This window comes from Millisia brevis NBRC 105863 (assembly GCF_001552615.1).
In the GTDB taxonomy this organism is placed as follows: domain Bacteria; phylum Actinomycetota; class Actinomycetes; order Mycobacteriales; family Mycobacteriaceae; genus Millisia; species Millisia brevis.
Genome location: NZ_BCRN01000009.1, coordinates 159,774 through 184,796 on the forward strand (window position 1 = coordinate 159,774; position 25,023 = coordinate 184,796).

Sequence of the window (25,023 nt, forward strand, 5' to 3'; positions counted from 1 at the left end):
GAGCCGATTATTTCCGAATTTCATCTGTTCGAATGACATTAATGAAACCGGTTGCGGCTATTTCGTTGGGAAACCGACCAGCACGTGAAACCCTGGTCTCGAATTCCCTCGCGGCGCAGTTTAACAGGACAACTCGACATCCATGGGCCGCCACGCCGACAATTCGGACCGATCGACCGCTATCGCGTCGCGATTCGGGGCGACACTTCGGCACAACCACCCCGACCGACGCTCCGATACCTCGGCCGCCGATCGAAGCCGAGCGACCCGGCCGACGCGTGGCGCCGACCGGGTCGAGCGGTGGGATCAGGCCTCGATGATCGCGGTGATGCCCTGACCACCGGCGGCGCAGATCGACACCAGACCGCGCCCCGAACCCTTCTGGTGAAGCATCTTGGCCAACGAGGCGACGATGCGGCCGCCGGTCGCGGCAAACGGATGCCCGGTGGCCAACGACGAACCGTTGACGTTGAGCTTGGAACGGTCGATCGAGCCGAGCGCCCCGTCGAGTCCCAGACGCTCCTTGCAGTAGGCATCGCTCTCGAACGCGGCCAAAGTGGCGAGCACCACCGAAGCGAAAGCCTCGTGGATCTCGTAGTAATCGAAATCCTGCAGCGTCAGACCATTCCGGGCCAACAAACGCGGAATCGCATAGGTCGGCGCCATCAACAGCCCGTCCTTGTACGAGCCATTGCCGTGGATGTAGTCGACCGCCGCGGTCTCGACGTCGACCAGGCGGGCCAGCACGGGCAGATTGTTCTGCGCCGCCCACTCCTCGCTCGACAGCAGCACCGCCGAGGCGCCGTCGGTCAGCGGCGTCGAGTTGCCCGCGGTCATCGTCGCGTCGCCCAGCGAGGTGCCGAAGACCGGCTCGAGCTTCGACAACTTCTCGACCGACGAGTCCGGCCGCAGGTTGTCGTCCCGGAACAGGCCCAGGTACGGGGTGACCAGATCGTCGAAGAAGCCGCGGTCGTAGGCGGCGGCGAGGTTGTGGTGGCTGGTCGCGGCCAGTTCGTCCTGGGCCTCGCGGGTGATCCCGAACTCCTTGGCGGTGATCGCCGCGTGCTCGCCCATCGACAGACCGGTGCGCGGCTCGCCGTTGCGTGGGATCTCGAGCCCCAGCATCGAGGGGCGGACGTTGCCGAGCAGCTTGATGCGGTCGCCGGTGCTGCGCGCCCGGTTGAGCGAGAGCAGGAATTCGCGCAGGTCGTCGTTGACGCCGATCGGCGCGTCCGAGGTGGTGTCGCTGCCGCCGGCGATGCCGACCTCGATGCGCCCGAGCGCGATCTGGTCGCCGACGATCGAGACGGTCTGCAGGCCGGTGGCGCAGGCCTGCTGGACGTCCATCGCCGAGGTGTACGGGCTCAGCGCGCTGCCGAGGACCGATTCGCGGGTGAGGTTGAAGTCGCGGCTGTGCTTGAGGACGGCGCCGGCGGCGACCGATCCCAACTGCCGGCCCTGCAGGCCGAAGCGGGCGACCAGTCCGTCGATCGCGGCGGTGAGCATGTCCTGGTTGCTCGCGCGGGCGTAGGCGCGGTCCGAGCGGGCGAAGGGGGTGCGGTTGCCGCCGAGGATGGCGACCGGCCGGCGCCCGGACGCCGCCGATCCGGCTCCGCCGGCGGACTGCGCGCTCGGCTTGCTTGTCGATGTTGTCTCGGCCACTGTCGGGTTCCTTCCGGAGCATCGCGTGAGGGTCTTGGACTTATTCTTACTCGCGGGTAAGTTGGATGTCGACCAGGGGTGCCGACGGCATCCCATCGACAGGGTGCCGAACGGCCACCCTCGTGGATCGATCCGGACGGAGACAGAGCACAGTGGCCACCCAGACCCAAGGCGCAGCGGACATCTACTCCCAGTTCCTCGCGACCGGCCCCGGAGCGTTCATCGCCAAGCAGGCGGGCCTCCCGACGCCGGAGCACCTGCGCAGATACCAGGCGGGCGAGCCGGCTCTGCCCGGTCCGCTGCTGATCGGCGGCGCCGGCCGACTGGTCGAGCCGCTGCGCACCCTGCTGTCCGACTACCCGGTGGCCGGCCCCGCCGACACCACCTACGGCGGCCTGGTCTTCGACGCGACCGGCATCACCGATATCCCCGGACTCGACGCGCTCTACGAGTTCTTCAACCCGATCATCCGCAACCTCGCTCCCAGCGCCCGCGTCGTCGTCCTCGGCACCACCCCGGACGCGACGGCGAGCCCGGACGAGCAGGTCGCCCAGCGCGCGCTCGAGGGCTTCACCCGCAGCCTCGCCAAGGAGGTCAAGCGCGGCGCCACCGTGCAGTTGGTCTACGTCGCGCCGGACGCCGCGGCGGATCTGTCCGGCGCCGAGTCGACGCTGCGCTTCCTGCTGTCGGCGAAGTCGGCCTTCGTCGACGGCCAGGTCGTGCGCATCGACGACAAGCCCGCCTCGGCCCCGCAGTCCTGGGACAAGCCGCTCGCCGGCAAGGTCGCCTTCGTCTCCGGCGCCGCCCGCGGTATCGGTGCGGTGATCGCCGAGGTCTTCGCCCGCGACGGTGCCACCGTGATCGTGGCGGACGTGCCGGCCGCCGGCGAGGCCCTGGCCGCCACCGCGAACAAGGTCGGCGCGGTCGCGCTGCCCCTGGACGTCACCGCGGACAACGCCGCCGACATCATCGCCGACCACGTCACCCAGCGGCACGGCGGAAAGCTCGACATCGTCGTGCACAACGCCGGCATCACCCGGGACAAGACCCTCGCCAATATGGACGAGGGCAAGTGGAAGTCCGTGCTCGCGGTCAACCTCGCCGCGCCGCACCGGATCAGCGCCGCCCTGGTGGAGAAGGGCATCCTGAGCGAGGGCGGCCGCATCGTGGACGTCTCCTCGATCGCCGGGATCGCCGGCAACCGCGGCCAGACCAACTACGCGACCACCAAGGCCGGCGTCATCGGCCTGGTCTCCGCGTACGCGCCGGTCTACGGCGCCAAGGGCATCACGATCAACGCGGTCGCCCCCGGCTTCATCGAGACCGCGATGACCGCGGCGATCCCGTTCGCCACCCGCGAGGGCGGCCGCCGACTGAGCTCGCTGCTGCAGGGTGGCCAGCCCGTCGACGTCGCCGAGACGATCGCCTGGTTCGCCTCGCCGGCCTCCGCCGCGGTGACCGGCCAGGTCGTGCGGGTCTGCGGCCAGGCCCTGATCGGAGCGTGACGATGACGACCACCCAGGTCACCACCCTCGACGGCTCCCCCAGCCTGCTCGGCGGGTACCTGAAGGCCTTCGTCGGGAGCCTGCCGGTGATCGGCACGCCCAAGGCCGACGTGTCGGCGGCCCTGCCGGCGCGCACGGTCGAGCTGGCCGGGCAACGGGTGGACCCGACCAACCTCGCCGAGTACACCTCGGTATGCGGGCTGCGGCTGAGCGAGTACCTGCCGGTCACCTACCCGTTCATCCTGAGCTTCCCGGTCGTGATGTCGCTGATGACCTCGCGCGACTTCCCGATCGCAGCGGTCGGGCTGGTGCACGCGACCAACGTGATCGAGCAGGTCCGGCCGATCGGCGTCGAGGAGCCGCTCGACATCGCGGTGCACGCGGAGAATCTGCGTGAACATCGCAAGGGGCTGCTGGTCGATCTGGTGACCGACGTCAACGTCGGGCGGCGGACCGTCTGGCGGCAGACCTCGACGTTCCTGCGGCAGCAGCGCACGTCGTTGTCCGATCAGCCGCGGCCCGAGCCGGCCGAAGAGGCGACGCCGGCTGTACCCACCACGACGTTGCGGGTCGACCAGAAGACGATCTCCCGCTACGCGGCGGTCTCCGGGGATCGCAATCCGATCCACATCACCAACCTCGGAGCCAAGGCCCTCGGTTTCCCGCGCACGATCGCGCACGGGATGTACACCTCCGCGGCGGTGCTCTCCGCGGTCGAGGGGAAGATCCCGGATCACGCCACCTACGCGGTGAAGTTCGGCAAGCCGATGTTGCTGCCCGGCAAGGGCATTCTCACGGCGACCCGCGCGGACGATGCGGTCGGGCCGGGTGCCTGGGATATCGAACTGACCCACCCGACCAAGGGCTATCCGTTCCTCACGGCCACGATTCGCTGATCGAACGGCGCTTCGGGGAGTTTCGCATCCACCCGGTGGATGAGGGACTCCCCGACGTCGTTTCGGGATGGGTAGGGCGGCGGATGTGGGGCGGGGCGCGGTTCCGGGCGGGCGGGGCTCGGGTAGTTCGGGGTGAGGGATCAGGCGGTGGGTTCGTGGGCCTCGGCGGGCTTGCGGCCGGCCAGTCCGTACCAGGCCATGTCCATCAGAACGTCGAGCGCATCGGCGACGTCGATCTCGCCGCCGGCGACCCGATCGGCGACCGCCTCGCCCGCTCCGACGAGCGCGACCGCGGTCAGATGCGCCTCACGATCGGTCATCGGCACCCGGGAGCCGGCGGCGAGCAGCGCCGCGGCCAAAGCGATCAACCGCTCGCGGGTGGTGCGCACCTCGGAGGCGAAGGCCTGCTGCCCGATCGCCTGCCGGTAGAGCACCATCCAGGACCGCCGGTGGGTATCGACGAAGGTCAGAAAGCCGACCAGGGCGGCCTGCACCTGCTCGCGCGGGGTCAGACCGGGATCGCCGGCCGGGGCGAGGGCCTCGGCGAACGCGCCCGCGTCCCGACGAATGCACGCGGCGAAGAGCTCTTCCTTCGAGTTGTAGTACAGGTAGAGCATCGGCTTGGAGATCTGCGCACGCGCCGCGATCGCATCCATCGAGGTGCCGTGATAGCCGTTGTCGGAGAAGACCTCGACCGCCGCGTCGAGCATCTGCTGTTCGCGCACGGCGCGCGGCAGCCGTTTCGATCCCGAGGCCATGACCCTTCCCTTCGAACGTTCCCCGATAAAGTTACCGCAAAGTAAGTTTGTCTCGCAGCCCCTTTGGGATCAGCAGGCCCCGACGCCCTTGGCGCGCGCGACCCGCGTCATCGATGCGTCGACCCGCTGCATCGACAGTTCACCCGAGGCGACGGCCTGTTCGAGCCGATCGAGCACCGCGGAGACCTCGGCGGTGGTGATCCACAGCGCGACGTCCGCGCCGGCGACCAGGGCCGCGGTCACCGCGTCGGGAACACTGAGCAGGTCGGTCATCGCCTGCATGCCGGACAGGTCATCGGTGAAGATCAGCCCGTCGAAGGGTGCGGCTCCGTAGCCGATGCCGTCGCGCAGCAGACTCATCGCCGCGGGGCTGATACTCGCCGGCTGACCGGCGCCGGTCAGACCCGGAACGTCGAGATGGCCGATCATCACCGCCTGCGCGGTCGGCACCATCGCCCGGTAGGGCACCAGGTCGACGGTCTGCATCTGGGCGAGCGGCGGGGTCGAGACCCCACCGAGGTGCGAGTCGCCCGAAGCGCTGCCGTGGCCGGGAAAATGCTTGAGGACCGGCATGATGCCGGCGTCGCGCAGACCGTTGGCGTACTGCGTGGCGTACTGGGTCACCACGTTCAGATCGGCGGAGAACGACCGGTCGCCGATCACGGTGTTGTCGGCCTGCGAGCTGACGTCGACGACGGGCGCGAAGTCGATCGTGATGCCGAGCTGCCGCATGGCGGTGCCCCGCTCGAAGGCCTGCTGGTAGACCTCCTCGGGCGTGAACTGCTGCGGCAGGACGCGCGCGGCGGGGGCGGTGCCGATGATGCTCGACAGCCGGCTGACCCGGCCACCCTCCTCGTCGACGGTCACGAAGGGGGCTATCGGCGCCGCTCCGACCACACCGGCGAGGGCGCCGTTGGTCAACATGCTCAGATCGGTCCAGCTGCCGACGAAGATGCCGCCGACCTGTTCACCGGACACCACCGAGCCGGCGTCGCTCGCGTCGGTGACCCCGACGGTCAACAGCTGGGCGAGCTTGCGGCGCAGGGGGAGGTTGCCGACGAATTGTTGGCAGGCGTTGAGCTGCTGGGCGACCGGGGTGACCGATCCGGCGGTGCCGGTCGCCGGCTGCTCGGCGGTCGTTGTCGTCTCCGTAGCGGCCGCCTCGGTGGTCGACGGATCCGAGGTCGATGCCGTCGATCCACAGCCGGCGATCGTCACCACCGCCACCAACCAGAGCGCTATCACGGATATCCGCATGGTGTGCGACGGTACCCGGCGGACCCGTCGATCGAGGTGATCGCGTCCGCCACGACCGCCCGAATGGTCCGATCCGACGCTCGCCCCGGCGAGCCGCTGCCGTATTCTGACCACACCGTATGTCCACCGTTCGAGGGGTGACGTCCATGGCCGACGATACGACTCTCATCGCCTACGACGGTTCCGACAACTCCCGCCGGGCGATCCGCCACGCGGGCCGTCATCTGGCCAATCGGCCCGCCCTGGTGCTCACCGCGTGGATCCCGCTCACCCGCGTCACCTCCCGCGCCACCGTGGTCGCCACCGGCGGCGGTTCGGACGAATGGGCGGTCCCGGAGCCACCGGAGGACCCGGAATCCGATATCGGCCTGCTCGACGCCCGGGTCACCAACGCCGAGGGTGTCGACCTCGCCCGCCAGGCGGGGATCATCGCCGAGGGCCGCTGTGTGCGGACCACCTCCACGATCTGGTCGGCGATCATCGAGGTGGCCGACGAGATCGACGCGGCGCTGATCATCACCGGTACCCGCGGGGCGACCGGGCTGCGATCGCTGCTGCACTCGTCGGTCGCCGAACACGTCCTCAAGCACGGACACCGTCCCGTTTTCATCGTTCCGCCCGGTCGGTAGCGCTCAACCGGGGCGGCGGGCGCGATCGACGCCGGCCGCTGGGTTAGGCTGTCCGCCGACCCGAGTCGTCTCGGCCCGGTGTCGATGATCGACAAGGATCGCCGGCCGTTGTCGCCGCCGGCCGGAGGAGCGCACATGAAGTTCGCGGTACCCGGGGCCATCAGTGCCGTCGTCGGTGCCCTGCTGGGTGTCGGCGTCGTCCTCGGCGGCACCGCGGTGGCCTCGCAGAACCAGCGCCCCGCGATCGACCGCAGCGGTCAGGCGGAGTCGTCGCTGCTCAACCAGGTGGAGTACGGAGCCCGCTGACGCCGGCTGCGCCGACCACCCACCGAACCGACGACTGACACCGCCGCGTCGACACCTCTGCCGGACACGGCCGAGGGTCGCTCCCATCCCGGCGTCGAGCCGGTACCGCGCCGCTGGTTGCTGATCGCCTCCGCGCTGATCACCCTGATCTGCTTCCTGCAGGTCCCCGGCCGCACCGTCGCCGACACCAAGCTCGACCTGACCGAGAACCCGATCGGGTTCCTCGCGCGCGCCGCCCACATGTGGAACGCGCAGATGCCGTTCGGCCAGGTCCAGAACCAGGCCTACGGCTACTTCTTCCCGCACGGCGCGGTCTTCGCGCTCGCCGAGGTGCTCTCGATCCCCGGCTGGGTCACCCAACGACTGTGGTGGTCGGCGCTGCTGATCGCCGGGTTCTGGGGCGTCGTACGGCTGGCGGAGGCCCTCGGGATCGGTTCGCGGCCGTCGCGGGTGATCGCCGCGGTTGCGTACATCACCGCGCCTCGGGTGCTCACGACGTTGACCGCGATCAGCTCCGAGACGCTGCCGGTGATGCTGGCCCCCTGGGTGCTGCTGCCGATCGTCACCTATCTCTCCGGTACCGGTCGGGACGGTCCGCGGCGGGCGGCGGCGCGCAGCGCGTTGGCGGTGGCGGCGATGGGTGCGGTCAACGCGGTCGCCACGATGGCCGCGACGCTGCCGGCGGTGCTGTGGGTACTGCTGCGGCGACCCGAGGCCCGGGTGCGCCGGGTGACCGGCTGGTGGATCGTGCTGACCGCGGCGGCCACCGCCTGGTGGATCGTGCCGCTGCTGCTGCTCGGCCGGGTCAGCCCACCGTTCCTCGACTTCATCGAGTCGTCGTCGACAACCACCCGCTGGACCTCCCTGGTCGAGGTGCTCCGCGGGACGACGAACTGGACGGCCTTCGTCTCACCGGAACGGATCGCCGGGACCGTGCTGGTGACCCAGCCGGAGATGATCGTCCTGTCCGGCGCGGTCGCCGCCGTCGGACTGGCGGGCCTGGCGATGCGCTCGATGCCGTCGCGCGGGAGTCTGCTGACCCTGCTGCTGTTCGGTCTGACGCTGATCGGCGCGGGCTATCTGGGTACGGGGCTGCTCGGTGGCCTGGGATCGCCGATCGCCGAACCGGTGCGGGTCTTCCTCGACGGGGTCGGGGCGCCGCTGCGCAATGTGCACAAATTCGAACCGCTGATCCGGTTGCCGCTGATCCTGGGCATCGCGCACGCGATCGGAAAGGTGTCGCTGCCGGGCGCGGTACCGCGCGAGCGGTGGCGGACGGTCGCCGCGCATCCGGAACGCGAACCGGCGTTCGCGGCGGCGGGGTTGGTGGTGGTGGCGATCCTGTTGGCCGGGTCGTTGGCCTGGACCGGCAAGCTCGCCCCCACCGGCGCCTACCAGTCGATCCCCGCGGCCTGGCAGGAGGCGTCGGATTGGCTGGCCGACAACGCCGGCAATACCCGCGCCCTCGTCGCCCCCGGCGCACCGGTCGCCTCGCAGGTATGGGGGCTGACCCGCGACGAGCCGCTGCAACCGTTGGCGCAGTCGCCGTGGGTGGTGCGCGATGCGGTCCCGCTGGTCACCCCCGGTGCGATCCGCGCCCTCGACTCCGTCCAGCGCCTCTTCGCCGACGGCAGACCATCGGCCGGTTTGGCCGACACGCTGCTCGGTCAGGGCATCGGCTTCGTGATCGTCCGCAACGACCTCGATATCGAGATGTCGCGGTCCACCCGCCCCCTGCTCGTCCATCAGACGCTGGCCGGCTCGCCCGGACTGACGCGGGTGGCGAGCTTCGGTGATCGGGTCGGGCCCGGCTCGGTCGACGGGGTGGTCACCGACGCCGACCTGCGGCCGACCTATCGGATGATCGAGATCTACCGGGTCGATTCGCCGCCGCCGGCCGGGTCGACCGAGGGCCCGGCGCCGCCGCTGGTCGGCCCCACCGATCCGTACGTCGTCGACGCCGATGCGCTGCCGCGCGTCCAGGGCGGCCCGGAGTCGCTGCAGCGGCTCAACGAACACCGCGGGCGCGGCGGCCTCGATCCGGTGCCGAACGGTCCGGTGCTGCTGGCCGCGGATGCGCTGCGTGCGGGGCTGCCGGTCGACGATGTGCTGGTCACCGATACGCCGACCGACCGCGAGACCGATTACGGCCAGGTCGACAACCACAGCTCCGCCCTGCGCGCCCCGGACGATCCGCGCCGGGTGCTCAACGAGGTGTCCGACTATCCGGTGGCCGACACCCCGCTCGTCGAGGGCCGCTGGGAGGGCGCCCGCATCACCGTGTCGAGCGCGGCGGCCGATGCCACCCAGCTCGGCGGTACCGCCCCCGGCTCGTCCGCGGCGGCGACCGTCGACGGCGACGCCGCCACCAGCTGGCTGAGCAATGGTCTCGAGGCGGCGGTCGGGCAGTGGCTGCGCATCGACCTCGACAAGCCGATCAGCAGCGGCCTGCTGCAGCTGCGGACCAGTGGCGCGGCGACCGGGTCACCGGTCAAATGGGTCGAGGTGGCCACCAATGCCGGCACGACCGCGGTGCGGATCGCGGAGCCCGGTGACCTGGAGACCGTCGCGCTGCCCGGCTCCGAGATCGAGTGGATCAGCGTCACCGCCAGACAGACCGAGGACGGCTCGGCCGGCGGCCAGTTCGGGATCAGCGAGCTGTCGGTCGACGACTACTCCGATCCGCGGAACCCGTTCCCGGTGCCGATCCGCTTCCACACCACGCTGCCGGAGACGGTGCCTGGCGCCCGGGTCACCGGATGGGACCTGTCCCAGGAGTTGCCGGGACGGGCCGGCTGCTTCGACGCCCCCGACCGGGTGCGCTGCGCCGCCGGGCTCGCCCTGGCACCGGAACAGCTCGGCCGCTTCGACCGGGAGCTGAGCGTGCCGATGGGCACCGCGGTGACCCCCCAGCTGTGGTTGCGCACCCGCCAGGGTCCGGAGCTCGAGACGCTGCTGACCGAACCGGATCGGCCGATCGGGCGCGGCAGCAGCGACGTCGGCGACCTGCGCGGTACCGCGTTCGCGTTGACCGATTCCGATCCGCGGACCTCGTGGACGGCGACCGAGCAGTCGACGCGGGATCGTTCGGGCGGCAAACCGACGGTGACGATCGAGCTGCCCCGCCCGACGCTGGTGACCGGGCTCGAGGTGCGCAACAGCCTCGGCCCGCTGCCGGCGCACACCACGCGGATCGCGGTCAACCTCGGCGACGGCACCCAGGTGCGCGACCTCGACGACAGGGTCTCGACGATCGACCTCCGGCCGACGGTCACCGACCGGATCGTGATCAGCCTGGTCGCCTGGGAGGAGGTGATCGACCGGACCGGTCTGGGCTTCACCCGCGATCAGCCCCCAGGTCTGGCCGAGGTCACCGTGCTGACGCCGGACGGCCCGCTCGCCCCGAACCCGCCGGATCCCGATCGGGTGATCACCCTCGACTGCGGCTTCGGCCCGACCATCGAGATCGCCGGGCAGCAGGTGCGCACGTCGGTCACCGCGTCGGTCCGCCAGCTGCGCGACAGCGAGCCGGTCGCCGCGACGATCTGCCAGGACAACGCGCCGGTCGACCCGCAGTCCGCCCCGCCGATCCCGCTGCCGGAGGGCCGCCAGGAGGTCTCGGTCTCCCCCAATCCGCTGTTCTTCACCGATCAGCTGCGCCTGATCGCCGCCCCGCGCCCGGCCGTGCCGCCGGTCGGACCGCGGCCGCTGCCGGTCACGACCGTGCAGTGGGAGTCGACGCACCGCGCGGTGGCCGTCGACGCCGCCGACCACGATCGGGTATTCGTCGTGCCGGAGTCGACCAACCCGGGCTGGCAGGCGTCGGTCGACGGCACCGAGCTGACCCCGGTGGTGATCAACGGCTGGCAACAGGGCTGGGTGATCCCGGCGGGGGTCCAGGGTCGGATCGATCTGACCTTCGGGCCGGACCGGTGGTACCGGTTGGGCCTCTTCGGCGGGCTCTTCCTACTCGCGATTCCGCTGCTGGCATCCGGTATGCCGGGTGAGGTGCTCCGCCGGGTGCGCGGACGGTTCGGCACGTCCACCGGCGAGCCGGAACCGCCCACCGGCGACGCCACTACCGAAGAGGCCGGCAACGCCGTGCACGCCATTGCGGGGGCGCCCGTCGATGTCGGCCCGCACCCCGCACCCGACGATCCGCCGGCCCGCGTCTACCGCGGATGGGTGATCGCCGCGCTGGGGTTGGTCGCGGCCGTGGGCATCCTGACCGGCCCGGTCGGCGCGGTCGTCGCGGTGATCGCCCTGATCGTCGCGGGACCGGTGCGCGGTCGGTTCGGCAGCGATCGGATCGCGCGGGGCTTCGTCCTGGTCGCCGGGACGTCGTATCTGTTGGCGGCGATCGCGTTGGCCGCGGCCGGCCCGTGGCGCGGACCGGACGGCTACGCCGGTACCTCGCCGGGGATTCAGTTCCTCGCGGTGGTCGCCGTGGTGGCGGCGGGAGCGTCGGCGATACCGGTGCCGGCCGGCCGGGGTCGGGGTCGGGGTCGGGGTCGGGCGAAGCGGCGCCGGACCGGTTCCTCGATCAGCGCATAGGACGCGGCGGCGACGACGATGCTGATCGCCGCCGTGGCGACCAGCACGATCAGGAACCGTCCGCTGAACGCGGGGATCCCGAAGATCGGGAAGACCGCGCCGAGCACCAGCAGGTGCCACAGGAAGATGCTGTACGACCACCGTCCCAGCGCCAGGGTGGCCGGATGGTCGAGCAGCAGGTGCCGGTCGGTGCGCAGGACCAGCGGGGCGACCAGACCGAAGCCGATCAGCGCGCCGAGGGCGATCTTGGCGCTGAACTGCCACGGCTCGGGCCGGATCAGCCCCTCGGGGCCCGCGAGATCGGTCGACGATGCGACAAATGCGATCGTCGCCAGGGCGGCCATCGACCACCGACGACGGCCGGCGGCCAGCACCCACCGCTCCGGGCCCGAGACCGCTCCCGCACCCCGCGCGGCGATCACCGCGGCCGCGGCGGCCGCCTCGGCGACGAGCATGCCGGCGACGAACCACGACAGGTAGCCGGGCATCCAGGTGTCGGTGTGCACCCCGTCGGGGGTGTCGATCGGCAGATACGCCCAGCACAGCGAGGCCACCGCGGCGATCAGCAGGACCGGCACCCGCCACGAGGTGCGCAGGCGCGCCAGGCCGACCGCGAAGAGCGGCAGGAGCAGATAGAAGACCATCTCGACCGAGAGGCTCCACATCTGGGTGAGCCCGCCGGTCAGCCCGTAGGGGGTGAAGACCTGGGTGAGCGTCAGGTTCGACAGCCACAGCTTCCACCCCGCCCCGGCCTCCGGGAGCAGCACGAGCACCGCGACGACGACGACCCAGTAGACCGGCAGGATGCGGACCACGCGCGAACGCAGGTAGACGCGCAGCTTCGGTTCCCGACCGAGCCCGCGGGCGGCCTCCGCGCGCGGGCGCCACAGCAGCGCACCCGAGAGCGCGAAGAAGACCGCGACCGCCATATCGAGTCGCCCCAGGCCGCGGCCCAGCACCGGCCAGGCGGTCGCCCCGGTCTGGAAGGCCACGTGGGTGACCAGGACGCCCAGGGCCGCGATCGCGCGCAGGCCCTCGAGCGCCGGGATGAACCCGTGCGGCGGCACCGCCGGCGGCTTGCCCGGTTCGTCCACACCCACCCCACTCGGTCGGCGGAACGAAGATCCGCCGGTCTGCTCGATCACAATCCGGCCGGTTCGGATTGTCACCTTCGGGTGCCGTCGCCGACACCACCGGTCCGCCCCGGGACTGGCATTCAGGGTAGATGCCCGCGCCGCGCCCGGAATCCGAGCATCCGACCAGGCCGGCCGCCGGGGCGGCGCCTGCTAGTGTGCCCTGGAATCGATGTGCGCGCCGGAGGCCCATGGCGCCGATGGTCGTTGGATACCGGCAGCCATCGGGTGAGCGGCGCGCCAACCTTCGCGTTGCGACGATCCAGGGAGAACATCCGAAGATGGCCGAACGATCGGGCCGACCCAATCCCGTGGCACTTGCCCTGATCGGGCTGGGCGCATTGCTGCTCGTCGCGGCGCTGCTGATCCCCACATACACGCTCGGACGGTTGGAGAAGATACCGCTCGATCTGGAGACGACCACGGTGTCCACCGGTGAGGGTCGCGTCCTCGACGCGGCCTCGCTGACCACGGGTACCGGGCCGGCGTTCACCGAGAACGTTCCGCTGATCTCGCAGCGCTTCCTGACCGTCGAGGAGCCCTCGAACGGCGACGTGGTGACGCTGCAGGCCGGTTCGACGCTGCGCCGCACCGATCGCCAGGGCGATTCCGGTCTGCTGACCGCGAGCGTCGACCGGGTGACCGTCGATCGCCACACCTCGATGCCGGTGGAGGATCCGGTCGGCACCATCCAGGTTGTCGCCGACCAGCCCGCCGAAGAGGTGCCGCATACCGGTTTGCAGTACAAGTTCCCGTTCAACGTCGAGCAAACGTCGTACCCCTTCTTCGACCTGCTCGCCCGCGAGAGCTTCCCGCTGGACTTCGTCGAGGAGACCGAGATCAACGGTCTGCCGGTGTACCACTTCCGCCAGGAGATCGGCCCGGTCGATCTGGCACAGGCCGTCCCCAGCGTCACCGCGAACAGCCTCGAGCTGCCCGCCGCCGCCTGGGGCCTCGAGGGCGACGCCCCGGTGCGGATGGACCGGTTCTACAGCAACGTTCGCGAGATCTGGGTCGAGCCGCGTTCCGGCACGATCGTGCGCGGCCAGGAACAGCCGTACCAGTACTACGCCCGCGATGCGGCCACCCCCGATGTCGACGTCCTGCGCGCGACGATCGCCTTCGACGAGAACACCGTCGAGCGACACGTACAGATCGCCTCGGACGCGAAGAACCTGATCAGCCTGGTCGGCCGGACCGTTCCGATCATCGCGGCGATCCTGGGTGTGCTGAGTCTGATCGGCGGCATCTTCCTGCTGCTGCGCAGCGGGCGCACGCCGAAGGAGGAGGCGCCGCAGGCGGCCGCCGCGACCGAGGGCTACGGCTTCGGGCGCTCGGGGTACGAGGACGAGACGGTCGCCGGACGCCACGGCTACGGCTCGAACGCCGAGTACGAGTCGGGCGACTTCGACTACACCCGCTCGGACGATCAGCCGTCTACGGCCGATTACTCCGACGATCTGACCGAGGAGATCCCGCGCACCCGCCTGCGCGGCGACCAGCAGGACTGATCGACAACGCCGACTCCGGCCGTCATACCTTCGGGTATGGCGGCCGGAGTCGTATATGCGGTGTCGTCAATACAGTCAATACAGAGGTATCGAGCGCCTGATCGGTAGCCGCCGTTCCGCGTGGGGATTTACCCACTCCGGCAAGTGTGGGAATATTGCCACACAGACGCATGTGGGGAATCACCCACATGCATGCACAGGAACGAGCGGTATGACCTCGCTGACCGTCCGAAAGCCCGCGGACCTCGCGGCCGTTATCCGCGCCGTACGGGAGGACGCCGGCCTGAGCCAGGCGGAACTTGCCGATCGCCTCGCATTCTCGCGGGACTACATGGTCGACCTGGAGTCCGGGAAGGCGAATCTGTACGCGACACGCTTGTTCCGCGTCCTGCACGAGCTGGGCATTACCCTCAGCGTCGATTTCGAGGACGACCGTGCCGACGCTTGATCTGTTCCTTCGGGATGTGCGCGTCGGTGTCGTGGAGCCTGTCGCCCGCGACCGGACCCGGGTGACGCTGACCGTCGCGGGAACGCAGATCGGCGAACTTCCGAGTTCGAAGCAGCTCTGATCACCGAAACGCCTCCGGACCGCCGGCCGCGAAGCCGATCAAGACGACCGAAGCGCGCCCCCACCCCGATCGTCCACTCGCGTTCCCGCGCCGAGGAGGGCGACCGTGGCGGTGATCGCGGCGGTGATGACCGCCGTGCCGGCCGCGATGGTGATCGTGCCGGTGGCGGTCTGCGCGAGCGTGGCGATCAGGGTCAGTTCGATGGCGGCGGCGCACCAGGCGACGGCGGCCAGGCGGGTGCGGCCGCGGGCGATCGCGGACAGCAGGGCGACCTGCAGGACCGCGAGCGCCGCACCCTGCAGGGCGAAGACCCACAGCAGCGGCTCGACCGGCTGATAGGCCGCCCCCACGACCACCGACGCGAGCGGAGCCGCGACCGCCGCGGCGGCGACGACCAACACCCCGATGCCGACCAGCCCGCCGAGCGCCGACCGCAGCGCGGCGCGGGCCTGCCCGGGATCGGCCAGCCGCGGGTAGGCGACCAGCCCGATCGCCTGTGGCAACCAGAACGCCACCTTGGCGGCGACCGCGCCGAGCGCGTAGAGCCCGGCCTGTTCACGGTCGACCACCGCGCGCACCACGACCAGATCGAGCGACGAGAGCGCGACGATCACCAGCTGCACCTGCGATGCCGCGAGAATCGCCCGCAGGGACCCCGTCGACCGCCCGGCCTCGACGTCCCGGTCGTGCCGAGCCCCCAGGTCGACCACCAAACGGGCGGCAGCCGTCGCGACCAACAACCCGGCGGCCGACCCGATCAGCGCCGGACCGGGGCTACCGCCGGCGGCGAGGACCACCACCGCGGGCACCACCTTCGCCAGCCCGGCGCCGGCGATCACCAGGGCCAGTTCCCCGAACCGCGATTGCCCCTGCAGGATGCCCTGCTCGGTGGCGAGCAGCACCAGCACCGGCGCCATCATCACCGAGGCGATCGCCGCCGTCGCGGAGGTGTGCAGCAGCACCGTCAGGATCGGCGCGCTGATCGCGGCGAGCACCGCGACGATCACGACGCATCGCAACCCGAGGGCCCGCTGCTGCGCACGGCTGCTGCCACGCACCATCTGTCGGGCAACCACCGATTGCAGGGCGAGGGCGGGCACGGCGAGGGCGAGTTGGGCGGCGAGCAGGCTCGCGAATTCGCCGTAGGCGGCCGGTCCGAGCCAGCGACCGGCGGGGATGTGCAGCAGGTAGGCGGCGATATTGGCGACCATCGAACCCGCGGTGACCGCGGAGATGCCGGTCAGCCAGCCGTGTGCGGCCGGGCGGCGCGTGGCGGTGGGGGCCGCTGCGGAAGAATCACCCGGATGGGCATCGGTCGGCTGCGGCACCGTCACATGATGGCATCGTCGCCGGCCGCACGGTCGCGGTGACCGCCCGGACGGCGACCGCCATCGCCGCCCTGTGGTCGACGGTCCTGGCGGCGGTGATCCTCGCGCCGCTGCTGCCGGGCGGCTATCTGCTGCTGCGCGACGCGGTGGCCACCCCGCGGTCGTATCTGACCGACTCGGCGTTGGGCGTCGGCGACGCGGCGCCGCGGGCGGTTCCCCAGGACGCGGCGATCGCGGCGGCCTCCCGCTTCGTCGACGGCGGTCTGCTGGTCACCGGCCTGGCCCTTGCCGGGTTGATCGCGGCGGGCCTCGGGGCGGCGCTGCTCGCGCGACGGATCCTGGCCGACGTGATCGCGGGGTCAGGGCTGCCGGCGATGCTGGTCGCCGCGACGGTCGCGGTGTGGAATCCGTACGTCGCCGAACGCCTCCTGCAGGGGCATTGGAGCCTGCTGGTCGGCTACGGGATGTTGCCGTGGACGGTGCTCGCGGTGATGGCGGCCGCGCAGGCCGGGTCGACGCGCGAGCGGGTCGGAGCGATCGCCGGAGTGGCGGCCTGCCTCGGGATCGCGGGGCTGACCCCGACCGGATGGGCGCTGGCGACGGTGATCGCCCTGGTGACCGCGGCGGCGGTGGGCCGCGCCGGGGAACGGCTCCGGTTGGCCGCCGTAATCGTGGTCCCGGCAGCGGTGACCGCAGCGCCGTGGGTGATCGCCGGGTTGGGCGCGCAGTCGTCCGCCGATCCGTCGGGTGCGGCGGCCTTTGCCGCCCGGGCCGAACCGTGGTTGGCGACGGTCGGCAGCCTCGCCGGGCTGGGCGGGATCTGGAATTCGGCGGCGGTACCCGGATCGCGCAGCACCGGGTGGGCGGCGGTCGCGACCGCGCTGCTGGTGCTGATCGTGGCGGCCGGGATGTGGCGGGCGTCGACCCGGCTGACCGGGCCCCACCGCCGCGCGGCGATCGCCCTGTTCGCTCTGGCGGCGACCGTTGTTGTGGTGATCGCGCTCGCCGCGACCGGCCCGGGGATTCGGCTGGTCGCGGCGCTGGGGGACACGGTTCCGGGCGCGGGGCTGTTGCGGGACGGCCAGAAGTGGATCGCGCTGGCGATGCCCGGTTACGCCGTCGCCGCGGCGGCCCTGGTGACGATGGCGCGGCGGACGGTGCTGGTCGGGGCGGCGGTGCTGGTGGCGGTGATCGCGCCGCTGCCGGATCTCGCCTTCGGTGTGGGCGGGCAGGTACGGGCGGTGCACTATCCGGACGACTGGGCGACGGTCGCCGCCGCGATCGACGGGCCGGGCGCGGTGGTGGTGCTGCCCGAGGGGATGTTCCGCCGGTTCCCCTATTCCGGGGAGGCGCCCGTCCTCGACCCGGCGCCGCGCATGCTGCCCAACGACGTCGTGCAGACCGGCGACCTGCCGGTCGGGGGGACCACCGTGCTCGGTGAGGGGGCTCGGGCTCGTGAGGTCTACGACGCGGCGGCAGCCGGGCAGTCCGCCGAGCTGGCCCGGTTGGGTGTCGGGTGGGTATTGATCGAGAACACCGCCGACCCGGGCGCCGCGCCGCTGCCCGCGTTCGACCCGCCGCTGACGACGGTCGTCGATACCCCGGAGTTGACCCTGCTGCGGGTGGACGACCCGGTGATCTTCCCCCGCCCCCGCACCACAGCGACTTTCGCCCATCTGATCTGGGCGGCGCTCACCGTCGGCGGGATCCTGGTCGCGCTCGGTGCCCGGCTGCTCCCGGTCGGCGCCGGCCGCCCCCGGCCGGTCCGACCATCGGAACCCGGGCGGTCCTAGCGTCGCCGGCAGTCCCGGTCGGTCCCGGGGTTGCCGGCAGTCCCGGTCGGGACCCGGCCGCCGGGTCAGGCGGACGCGCGCGGAGCGGCGTCGATCGATTCCGTCGGTTCCCGTTCGGAAGGCGTCCGCTCCGGGGGTACCAGCCCGCTGCGGTAGTCGGCGCCGGCGGCGACCGCAGTCAGCACGGCGGCCACCCCGTCGGCGCACTGCTCCCAGGAGAACTCCTCGGTCCGCGCGCGCGCCTTCTCCCCCAACTCGGCCCGACGACGCCGATCGGTCAGCAGGTCATGGGCGGCGCGGCCCATCCCCTCGACCGCGCCCGGCCGCGCGTCGTCGTCGTGGTAGCCGTCGACCAGCAGGCCGGTCACGCCATCGATGATCGAATCGGTCAGCCCCCGCGAGGTGCGATAGCCGACGGTCGGCACCCCGTGTTGGGCCGCCTCGACCACCGCCAGACCCCACCCCTCCTTGCGGGACGGCATCAGGTGGACCCACCAGCGGCCGATCAGCCGGTGCTTCGTCGGCTCGTCGACGTGGCCATGGAAGGTGACCGCTTCGGCGACGCCCTGCTCGGCGGCGTAATCGCGCAGGTTCTGTTCCCACCAGCCGCCGCCGACGATGTCGAGGCGCAGGTCGGGGATATGCGGGCGCAGCGCGACGAGCACGTCGATCGCGTCCTCGATCTGCTTGTGCGGCACCAGCCGCGACAGCACCCCGATCGTCGGGCCCGGCGCTCGCGTCTCGACGCCGCCGACCGGGATACCGACGGGGATCGGATCGACCCCGTTGCGGACCACCGCGATGCGCTCGGCGTCGACGCCGAGGCCGACCAATTCCTCCGCCGACGGCAACGACACGGTCAGGTACTGGTTGCGCCGGTGGACCAGCGGCGACAGGGTCGACTCGATCCACCACCCGAACCGGCCCATCAGCCGCCCGGCAACGGGCCACTGCTCGCGGTGGCCGTGGTGGACGAGCACGACCACGCGTTGGCCCAACAGCAGCCGCGCGAAGAAGGGGACGCCGTTCTGGGTGTCGATGATCGCGTCCGGCAGCTCGCCCGCGAGCGGTCCGAAGCCGAGACGCCCGGCCGCGATCGCGGTCAACGCCCGCGGGTAGACCGACAGCCGCCCGCCGCCGCGGCTGATCCGGATGCCGTCGCGATCCTCGTCCGCAGCCGCTCCCGGGTAGCCCGCCGTGCGCAGGGTGACATCGACGCCGCGCCGCGCCAGCTGGGTGCCGACCTGCTCGAGGTAGCGCTCGCTGCCGCCGCCCTGCGGGTGACCGGTATCGCGCCAGCACAAGAGCAGCACGCGGCGCAGATGCATGTCACCACCATTCGGACGAGGTCTTTCGAGGGCATATCGCCACCGATCGGCCGCATATTTCACCCGGCCGCGCTCGCCACACTGTATAGCCTGCCCGTTTCGGCACCGAAAACCGCGCTCAGCGCGGGTTGGGCTCCCCGATCGTCAGTGTTCGGGGAGGGCGACGAGGTTGCCGTCCTCGATGTCGAGGCGGACGCGTGAGCCGGGGGCGAGGTCTTCGGCGATGATCAGGCGCGAGAGCCGGCGGTCGACCTCGCGGGAGATGGTGCGCCGCAACGGGCGGGCACCGAGTTCCGGTTGGTGACCGCGCTCCACCAGCCAGTCCAGCGCGGCCGGGGTGACGGTCAGGCCGATCCCGCGGGCGGCGAGGCGCTCGACGGTGTCGCTCAGGAGCAGCGCGGCGATATCGCGCAGCCGCGCCCGGTCGAGGGCGTGGAAGAGCACGGTCTCGTCGATCCGCCCGAGGAATTCCGGCCGGAAGTGTAGCCGTACCAGCCCGAGCAGCCGATCGCGGATCTCCTCGACGTCGCGCCCGGCGGCCGCGGCGGCCAGCAACTCTCCGGCCCCGATATTGCTGGTCATGATGATGACCGTGTTGCTGAAGTCGACGGTGCGACCGTGCGAGTCGGTCAACCGGCCCGCATCGAGGACCTGCAACAACGTCGCGGTGACGTCGGAATGTGCCTTTTCGATCTCGTCGAGCAGCAACACCGCGTAGGGGGTGCGGCGCACCGCCTCGGTCAGCTGCCCGGCATCCTCGTAGCCGACGTGTCCGGGCGGGGCACCGGTCAGCCGCAGGGCGCTGCCCTTGTCGGCGTACTCGCTCATATCGAATCGCAGCAGCATGTCGGGGCTGTCGAAGAGGGTGTCGGCCAGGGCGCGGGCCAGTTCGGTCTTACCGACGCCGGTCGGCCCGAGGAATAGGAACGACCCGATCGGCCGGTTCGGGTGAGTCAGCCCGGCCCGCCCGGCGCGCACCGCGTCGGCGACCGCCTCGACCGCGTCGTCCTGGCCGATGACCCGGCGGTGCAGGTGTACTTCGAGGTCGAGCAGCCGGCTGCGTTCGTCGCGGGTCATCTTGGCGACCGGGATGCCGGTGGCTCGGGCGACGGCATCGGCGATATCGGCGGCGGTGATCCGGCGAGGCCCGACCTCGCGCGTCACCTCCGCGGTGGCCTCCCCCAACTTCACCTCGGTCGCCTCGAGGTCGTCGGTCAGCTCGCGGGCTCGTTCGAATTCCTCGGCGGCGACGGCGGCATCGCGTTCGCGGGTCAGCCGCTCGACCTCGCGCGCGAGGTCCTCGGCGACCCGACCGTCGTTCGCCCGGCCCGCGCCGAGCCGCGCCTTCGCCCCGGCACGGTCGATCAGGTCGACCGCCTTGTCCGGCAGGAAACGGTCGGTCATATACCGCGCGGACAGCTCGACGGCGGCGATGAGCGCCTCGTCGTCGATGCGCACGTTGTGGTGGGTCTCGTAGCGCACCCGCAGGCCGCGCAGGATCTCGATGGCCACCACCGGGGTCGGCTCGGCCACCCGGATCGGTTCGAAGCGCCGCTCGAGGGCGGGGTCGGATTCGATGCGCTTGCGGTACTCGCCGGCGGTGGTGGCGCCCATCATGTGCAGTTCGCCGCGGGCGAGGGCGGGTTTGAGGATGTTTCCCGCGTCCATCGGCGCGCCCTGCGCCGAGCCGGCGCCGACCAGGTTGTGGATCTCGTCGACGAAGAGCACCACCGGCGGCTCGGCGGCGGAGACCTCGCGGATGATCGCGGTCAGACGCTGCTCGAATTCGCCGCGGTATTTGGTGCCGGCGACCATTCCGGGGATGTCGAGGGCGACGACACGGGCGCCGCGCAAGGAATCGGGGACCTCGTCCGCGGCGATGCGTTGCGCGACCCCCTCGGCGATCGCGGTCTTGCCGACGCCGGGGTCCCCGATCAGCACCGGATTGTTCTTGGTGCGCCGGGCGAGGACCTCGAGGACCTGCTCGATCTCGGCGTCGCGGCCGATCACCGGGTCGAGTCCGCCGTGTTCGGCGTCGGCGGTCAGGTCCCGGCCGTACCGGTCGAGGCTCGGGGTGCGCGCGAAGGTCGGGCGTGGCCGGCGCGGGCCCTGTTGCCCGCTCCCGGTACCGCGTGACGGCTGCTGCTGCAGGCCGCCGATCAGGGCGTTGCCCAGTTCGTCGAGCAGATATTGCACGACACCTTCGAGCCCACCGTTCGGGCCGGGGCGGTCGGAACCGGGTTGCTGGCGATCGTCGGGCACGGCCCCTCCTCGGGTACGGGCGAATCTACGTCCGATGATCCCCGGCGCCGACGATTCGCGCTCGTAACGATCCGTCATCGCGCATCCGCACCACCACGCCGGTGCGCCGCAGGTGCAGGCCGACCAGCAGGCAGGCGGCCAGCGCGACGATCTGGCCGCCGAGGCCGGTGACGCCGGCGCTCACCAGCGCCAGGGCCACCCCGGCGAAGACGCCGAGCAACAGCAGCGGCTCGCGGCGTCGGTAGGCGAACAGGATCGCCACCAGCGCCAGGACCAGCCCGACCCGGGCGGGACTGCCGTATCCGGCGACGACGTGCGCATAGGGTCCGACGGTCCAGCCGGGTGTCCACGACATCCCGCTGCACTCGACGGTGCCGTCGGCCATCGACACGCAGAACCCCGGCGTGAACGAGCCCGGCACGTCGATCCCCACCCCGACGGCGCGCGACCACGGCAGCCCGAGGCTGATCAGCAGCAACGCCGCCGCGGCCACCAGCAACCCCGGCCCGATCGCCCGGCCGGTGTCGCGGAACCCGGAGGTCACGTCAGACCCGGCGCGGCGTCAGCCACAACGACGTCGCCGCGGCGCCGACCCCGAGGGTCTGCAGGAATCCGCCGTTGGAGGTGATCTCGGGGAGCACGATCAGCACCCAGTAGACCAACAGCGCGCCGGTGCACAGAGCCGCGACCGTCCAGGCCTGACTCGGTGAGGAGGTCGCGCTCTTGGTGATCGACGACAGCTGGCCGATCGCGGCGACGGCCGCGAAGACCGCCCAGAGCAGGTAGCGACTCCACCCGGTCTCGCCGCCCTCGGGCCAGCTCAACCCGATCAGCACCAGGATCGGGCAGGCGATCTGGGCGGCGCGCCGCAGCCCGTCCGGGGTGTACCGGTCGGCGAGCGATCCGCCGGGCGGCGTCCCGGCAAAGCCGACTCCGGGCGCACCCGGCGGCGGGCCGCCCGGTGGTGGAGCGGCCGGCTGGACCCGACCGTGGCCGGGTACGTAGCCGGGCGCCGGCACGGAACCCGGTTGACCCATTCCCGGTTGGCCCATTCCGGGTTGACCCATCCCCTGCCTGCCCATGCCCGGCTGGTCGGTACCGGGCGAGGCCGTACCGGGCGGGACGGTCGGCTGCGGTGGGAAGCCCGGTCCCGACGGCGGGACGCCGGGACCCTGCTGCGGGAACCCTGGCGCGGGTGGCATATCGAAACCCGACCACGACTCCGGTCCCGGACCACCGGGCCCGTCGGCCCCCGGCTGTGCGCCCGGGCCGGGTTGCCCCGATGCGGGTTCTCGTCGGGCGCCTCCCGACCACGGCGTGCTCATACGCAGGTGTTTAGCAGGTCGACCCACCAACAGGGGTGAAGCGAGCGGAGCCGACCGGCGTGTCCGCTTCTGCTGTGGTGCGGTCGACAACCGGCGACGGGTCGCCTTCGGATCGCTCCCCATCGGCGTCCTGTCGCTCACCGCGCTCGGCATCGACGGCGGCCCGCGGGGTGCGTGCGGCCCACAGCACCCCGACCACGACGATCACCCCGCCGACGAACTCCAACGGCGTCGGCCGCTGTCCGAGCGCCACCCAGGCCGCCCCGATCCCGGTGATCGGCACCAACATCGAGAACGGCGCGACGACGCTCGCCGGGTAGCGGGCCATCAACCACACCCAGATCCCGGACCCGACGATGGTGCCGAGCACGATTGTGTAGGCCAACCCGATCCACGCGGGCAGCGCGCCGATCGACCACGATCCGATCATCGCGTCGCGGATCCGCTCCGGCCCCTCGACCAGCAACGACAGCGCGAACATCGGCAGCGGCGGGACCACCGACATCCACAGGGTCAGCTGCATCGGGTTCGGCGCCTTCGCCTGCCGGCTGGCCAGATTGCCCAGCGCCCATCCGAAACCGCCCAGGATCACCAGCGCGAACGGCCACCAGGCCCCCGCCCCGGCCCGCGCGACGCCGACCACCCCGAGTCCGAAGACCGCCGCGGCGACGCCGACCATCGTGCGACCGGAGAGCCGCTCGCGCAGCAGGACCGCCCCGAGGATCACGGTGAACGGCGCCGACGACTGCAGCACCAACGACGCGAGCCCGGCCGGGAAGCCGGCCGCCATCCCCAGGTAGAGCCCGATGAACTGCAGGGTGCCGAAGCCGAGCCCGTAGCCGATCAGCCATCGGGCGGGCACCTGCGGGCGCGGGACGAGCAGCACGGTCGGGATCGCGATGATCAGGAAGCGCAACCCGACCAGGAACAACGGCGGGAACTGCTCGAGGGAGGCGTGGATCGCCAGGAAGTTGATCCCCCACAGGGTCGCAACCAGGACGGCGAGGCAGGCATGTTGGCGGGTCACGACACCGATCCTTCGCCCCGCTATTCATCAGGTCCAGCGAATCTTTATGAATCCAATATGTAGCCTTCCTACATGGATGTGCGTCATCTGGAGCTCTTGCGCGAGTTGTCGGTGCGCGGCACGCTCGCCGCGGTGGCCGCCGCCACCCACCGCACCCCGTCGGCGTTGTCCCAACAGTTGCGGACCGCGGAGCGCGACTTCGGGGTCGCGCTGATCGAGCCGCACGGCCGCGGGGTCCGCCTCACCGCCGCCGGCCGGCTGCTGGCCGACAGCGCGGACGAGGTCTGCGCGGCGATGGCGACCGTGCGAGCGCGCCTCGACGCGGCGACCGGGGCCCCGCGCGGACTGGTCACCATCGGCACCCTGCCGAGCGCCGGTGAAGCCCTGCTGCCCGAGCTGGTGACCGCGACGATGGGCAGCGGCATCACCCTGGACATCGAGGACTTCGATCTCGCGGAGGCCGACTACGCCACGCGCACCCTCGACGCGGATGTGGTGATCGCGCACAGCCTGACCGGCGACGTCCCGGCCGGCGCGCACGACCTGATCACCCGCGTCCTCGCCCGCGAACCGATCGATGTCGCCCTGCCCGCCGACCATCCGTTGACCGCGAAGGCCCGGCTGCGACCCACCGATCTGGTGACGTCGCGGTGGATCGGGGTACCGACGGGCTATCCCTTCGACGACATCCTGATCGCGGTCGAACGTCTCACCGGCACCCCGCTCGACCGGCGGGTCCGCCTGCGCGACAACCGGCTGGCCGAGTCGCTGGTCGCCACCGGCGCGGGCCTGGCCCTGTTGCCGCGCTTCACCACCCGCGAGCGGCCGGGCATGGTGATCCGTCCATTGGACGGTGTCCGATCGGCGCGCAGCATCGTGGCACTGAGCCGACCCGACCGGTACGCGCGGTTCGCGGTGCGCACCGTCGTCGACATGCTCGAGCGGATCGGCCGACGCCGGTCGGACGATCACCGACCGCCGGGCGGCCACAACCGGCCGGCCACCGACCGGGATCAGGATTTCGGGCCGATTCGATGACCATCAGCCCGTAATACGAGTTACCTACAACATGACTGCCCATATATTTCATGGATCCCGGACAACCGGACCGCACAAGAGAACTCAGCCTTATCACAGTTGAGGCCGAACCGATCCGATGAGACAAACTTCGCTAAGGTGA

The 25,023-nt window shown here is 71.3% G+C and carries 18 protein-coding genes and 1 pseudogene; 9 read left to right on the forward strand and 10 right to left on the reverse strand.

The features are described 5' to 3' along the window. Positions 1–306: 306 nt before the first annotated feature. Positions 307–1,662, reverse strand: a complete 1,356-nt coding sequence (locus tag MB1_RS14265; RefSeq protein ID WP_066908396.1) for an acetyl-CoA C-acetyltransferase — start codon at positions 1,660–1,662, stop codon at positions 307–309. Between the two features lie 152 nt (positions 1,663–1,814). On the opposite strand from MB1_RS14265, the gene MB1_RS14270 reads away from it, so the two are divergent. Further along, entirely contained in the window at positions 1,815–3,167 is a 1,353-nt protein-coding gene (locus tag MB1_RS14270; protein WP_066908399.1) for a 3-oxoacyl-ACP reductase, read from the forward strand. Positions 3,168–3,169: 2 nt separating this feature from the next. Then, positions 3,170–4,063: a MaoC/PaaZ C-terminal domain-containing protein gene (locus MB1_RS14275; protein ID WP_066908402.1), complete on the forward strand. Its 894-nt coding sequence runs from the start codon at positions 3,170–3,172 to the stop codon at positions 4,061–4,063. 140 nt (positions 4,064–4,203) lie between these two features. Here MB1_RS14275 and MB1_RS14280 read toward each other — a convergent pair whose 3' ends face one another. Continuing rightward, entirely contained in the window at positions 4,204–4,821 is a 618-nt protein-coding gene (locus MB1_RS14280) for a TetR/AcrR family transcriptional regulator (RefSeq protein WP_066908405.1), read from the reverse strand. Positions 4,822–4,890: 69 nt separating this feature from the next. Next, a complete protein-coding gene (locus MB1_RS14285; RefSeq protein WP_066908408.1) occupies positions 4,891–6,078 on the reverse strand; it encodes a glycoside hydrolase family 3 N-terminal domain-containing protein in 1,188 nt (395 codons plus the stop codon). Between the two features lie 146 nt (positions 6,079–6,224). Between MB1_RS14285 and MB1_RS14290 the strand changes: the two genes are divergently transcribed. The 3 genes and pseudogenes from MB1_RS14290 to MB1_RS14300 all read left to right on the forward strand — a co-directional run. Continuing rightward, positions 6,225–6,707: a universal stress protein gene (locus MB1_RS14290; RefSeq protein ID WP_066908411.1), complete on the forward strand. Its 483-nt coding sequence runs from the start codon at positions 6,225–6,227 to the stop codon at positions 6,705–6,707. Between the two features lie 135 nt (positions 6,708–6,842). Next, complete coding sequence (locus tag MB1_RS14295; RefSeq protein ID WP_084351810.1) at positions 6,843–7,013, forward strand: DUF2613 domain-containing protein; 171 nt, start codon at positions 6,843–6,845, stop codon at positions 7,011–7,013. Positions 7,014–7,130: 117 nt separating this feature from the next. Continuing rightward, positions 7,131–11,012, forward strand: a pseudogene (locus MB1_RS14300) (DUF3367 domain-containing protein); the annotation flags it as partial. Between the two features lie 425 nt (positions 11,013–11,437). On the opposite strand, the gene MB1_RS14305 reads toward MB1_RS14300, so the two are convergent. Beyond that, a complete protein-coding gene (locus tag MB1_RS14305) occupies positions 11,438–12,667 on the reverse strand; it encodes an acyltransferase family protein (RefSeq protein ID WP_066908563.1) in 1,230 nt (409 codons plus the stop codon). Between the two features lie 314 nt (positions 12,668–12,981). On the opposite strand from MB1_RS14305, the gene pgfA reads away from it, so the two are divergent. Both pgfA and MB1_RS26050 read left to right on the forward strand, forming a co-directional pair. Next, entirely contained in the window at positions 12,982–14,211 is a 1,230-nt protein-coding gene (pgfA, locus tag MB1_RS14310) for a cell envelope lipid trafficking protein PgfA (protein ID WP_066908565.1), read from the forward strand. A gap of 211 nt (positions 14,212–14,422) precedes the next feature. Continuing rightward, positions 14,423–14,659 (forward strand): helix-turn-helix domain-containing protein, encoded by a 237-nt coding sequence (locus MB1_RS26050; RefSeq protein WP_066908417.1) that lies wholly within the window; start codon positions 14,423–14,425, stop codon positions 14,657–14,659. A 159-nt stretch (positions 14,660–14,818) separates the two neighbouring features. On the opposite strand, the gene MB1_RS14320 is transcribed toward MB1_RS26050, so the two are convergent. Next, positions 14,819–15,991: a polysaccharide biosynthesis protein gene (locus MB1_RS14320; protein ID WP_245650202.1), complete on the reverse strand. Its 1,173-nt coding sequence runs from the start codon at positions 15,989–15,991 to the stop codon at positions 14,819–14,821. A 155-nt stretch (positions 15,992–16,146) separates the two neighbouring features. Between MB1_RS14320 and MB1_RS14325 the strand changes: the two genes are divergently transcribed. Next, a complete protein-coding gene (locus tag MB1_RS14325; protein ID WP_157084075.1) occupies positions 16,147–17,901 on the forward strand; it encodes an MmpA family trehalose lipid delivery protein in 1,755 nt (584 codons plus the stop codon). A gap of 65 nt (positions 17,902–17,966) precedes the next feature. Here MB1_RS14325 and MB1_RS14330 read toward each other — a convergent pair whose 3' ends face one another. The 5 genes from MB1_RS14330 to MB1_RS14350 form a co-directional block, all read right to left on the reverse strand. Next, on the reverse strand, positions 17,967–19,223 hold the full coding sequence (locus tag MB1_RS14330; protein ID WP_084351813.1) for a glycosyltransferase family 4 protein: 1,257 nt from the start codon (positions 19,221–19,223) through the stop codon (positions 17,967–17,969). A 150-nt stretch (positions 19,224–19,373) separates the two neighbouring features. Beyond that, positions 19,374–21,491: an ATP-dependent Clp protease ATP-binding subunit gene (locus MB1_RS14335; RefSeq protein WP_066908420.1), complete on the reverse strand. Its 2,118-nt coding sequence runs from the start codon at positions 21,489–21,491 to the stop codon at positions 19,374–19,376. Positions 21,492–21,516: 25 nt separating this feature from the next. Then, complete coding sequence (locus MB1_RS14340) at positions 21,517–22,035, reverse strand: hypothetical protein (protein ID WP_066908423.1); 519 nt, start codon at positions 22,033–22,035, stop codon at positions 21,517–21,519. A 1-nt stretch (position 22,036) separates the two neighbouring features. Then, positions 22,037–22,693 carry a hypothetical protein gene (locus tag MB1_RS14345; RefSeq protein ID WP_157084076.1) on the reverse strand — a complete coding sequence of 219 codons (657 nt, stop codon included), beginning with the start codon at positions 22,691–22,693 and terminating at the stop codon, positions 22,037–22,039. A 133-nt stretch (positions 22,694–22,826) separates the two neighbouring features. Further along, positions 22,827–23,843 (reverse strand): EamA family transporter, encoded by a 1,017-nt coding sequence (locus MB1_RS14350; protein ID WP_084351786.1) that lies wholly within the window; start codon positions 23,841–23,843, stop codon positions 22,827–22,829. Between the two features lie 72 nt (positions 23,844–23,915). On the opposite strand from MB1_RS14350, the gene MB1_RS14355 reads away from it, so the two are divergent. Then, positions 23,916–24,881, forward strand: a complete 966-nt coding sequence (locus tag MB1_RS14355; protein WP_084351788.1) for a LysR family transcriptional regulator — start codon at positions 23,916–23,918, stop codon at positions 24,879–24,881. Positions 24,882–25,023: the final 142 nt, after the last annotated feature.

Coding starts and splice junctions, on each gene's coding strand:
- MB1_RS14275 (WP_066908402.1), top strand. CDS start 3,170: ATGACGACCACCCAGGTCACCACCCTCGACGGCTCCCCCAGCCTGCTC.
- MB1_RS14280 (WP_066908405.1), bottom strand. CDS start 4,821: ATGGCCTCGGGATCGAAACGGCTGCCGCGCGCCGTGCGCGAACAGCAG.
- MB1_RS14285 (WP_066908408.1), bottom strand. CDS start 6,078: ATGCGGATATCCGTGATAGCGCTCTGGTTGGTGGCGGTGGTGACGATC.
- MB1_RS14290 (WP_066908411.1), top strand. CDS start 6,225: ATGGCCGACGATACGACTCTCATCGCCTACGACGGTTCCGACAACTCC.
- MB1_RS14295 (WP_084351810.1), top strand. CDS start 6,843: ATGAAGTTCGCGGTACCCGGGGCCATCAGTGCCGTCGTCGGTGCCCTG.
- pgfA (WP_066908565.1), top strand. CDS start 12,982: ATGGCCGAACGATCGGGCCGACCCAATCCCGTGGCACTTGCCCTGATC.
- MB1_RS26050 (WP_066908417.1), top strand. CDS start 14,423: ATGACCTCGCTGACCGTCCGAAAGCCCGCGGACCTCGCGGCCGTTATC.
- MB1_RS14320 (WP_245650202.1), bottom strand. CDS start 15,991: ATGGTCGCCAATATCGCCGCCTACCTGCTGCACATCCCCGCCGGTCGC.
- MB1_RS14345 (WP_157084076.1), bottom strand. CDS start 22,693: ATGCCACCCGCGCCAGGGTTCCCGCAGCAGGGTCCCGGCGTCCCGCCG.
- MB1_RS14355 (WP_084351788.1), top strand. CDS start 23,916: ATGGATGTGCGTCATCTGGAGCTCTTGCGCGAGTTGTCGGTGCGCGGC.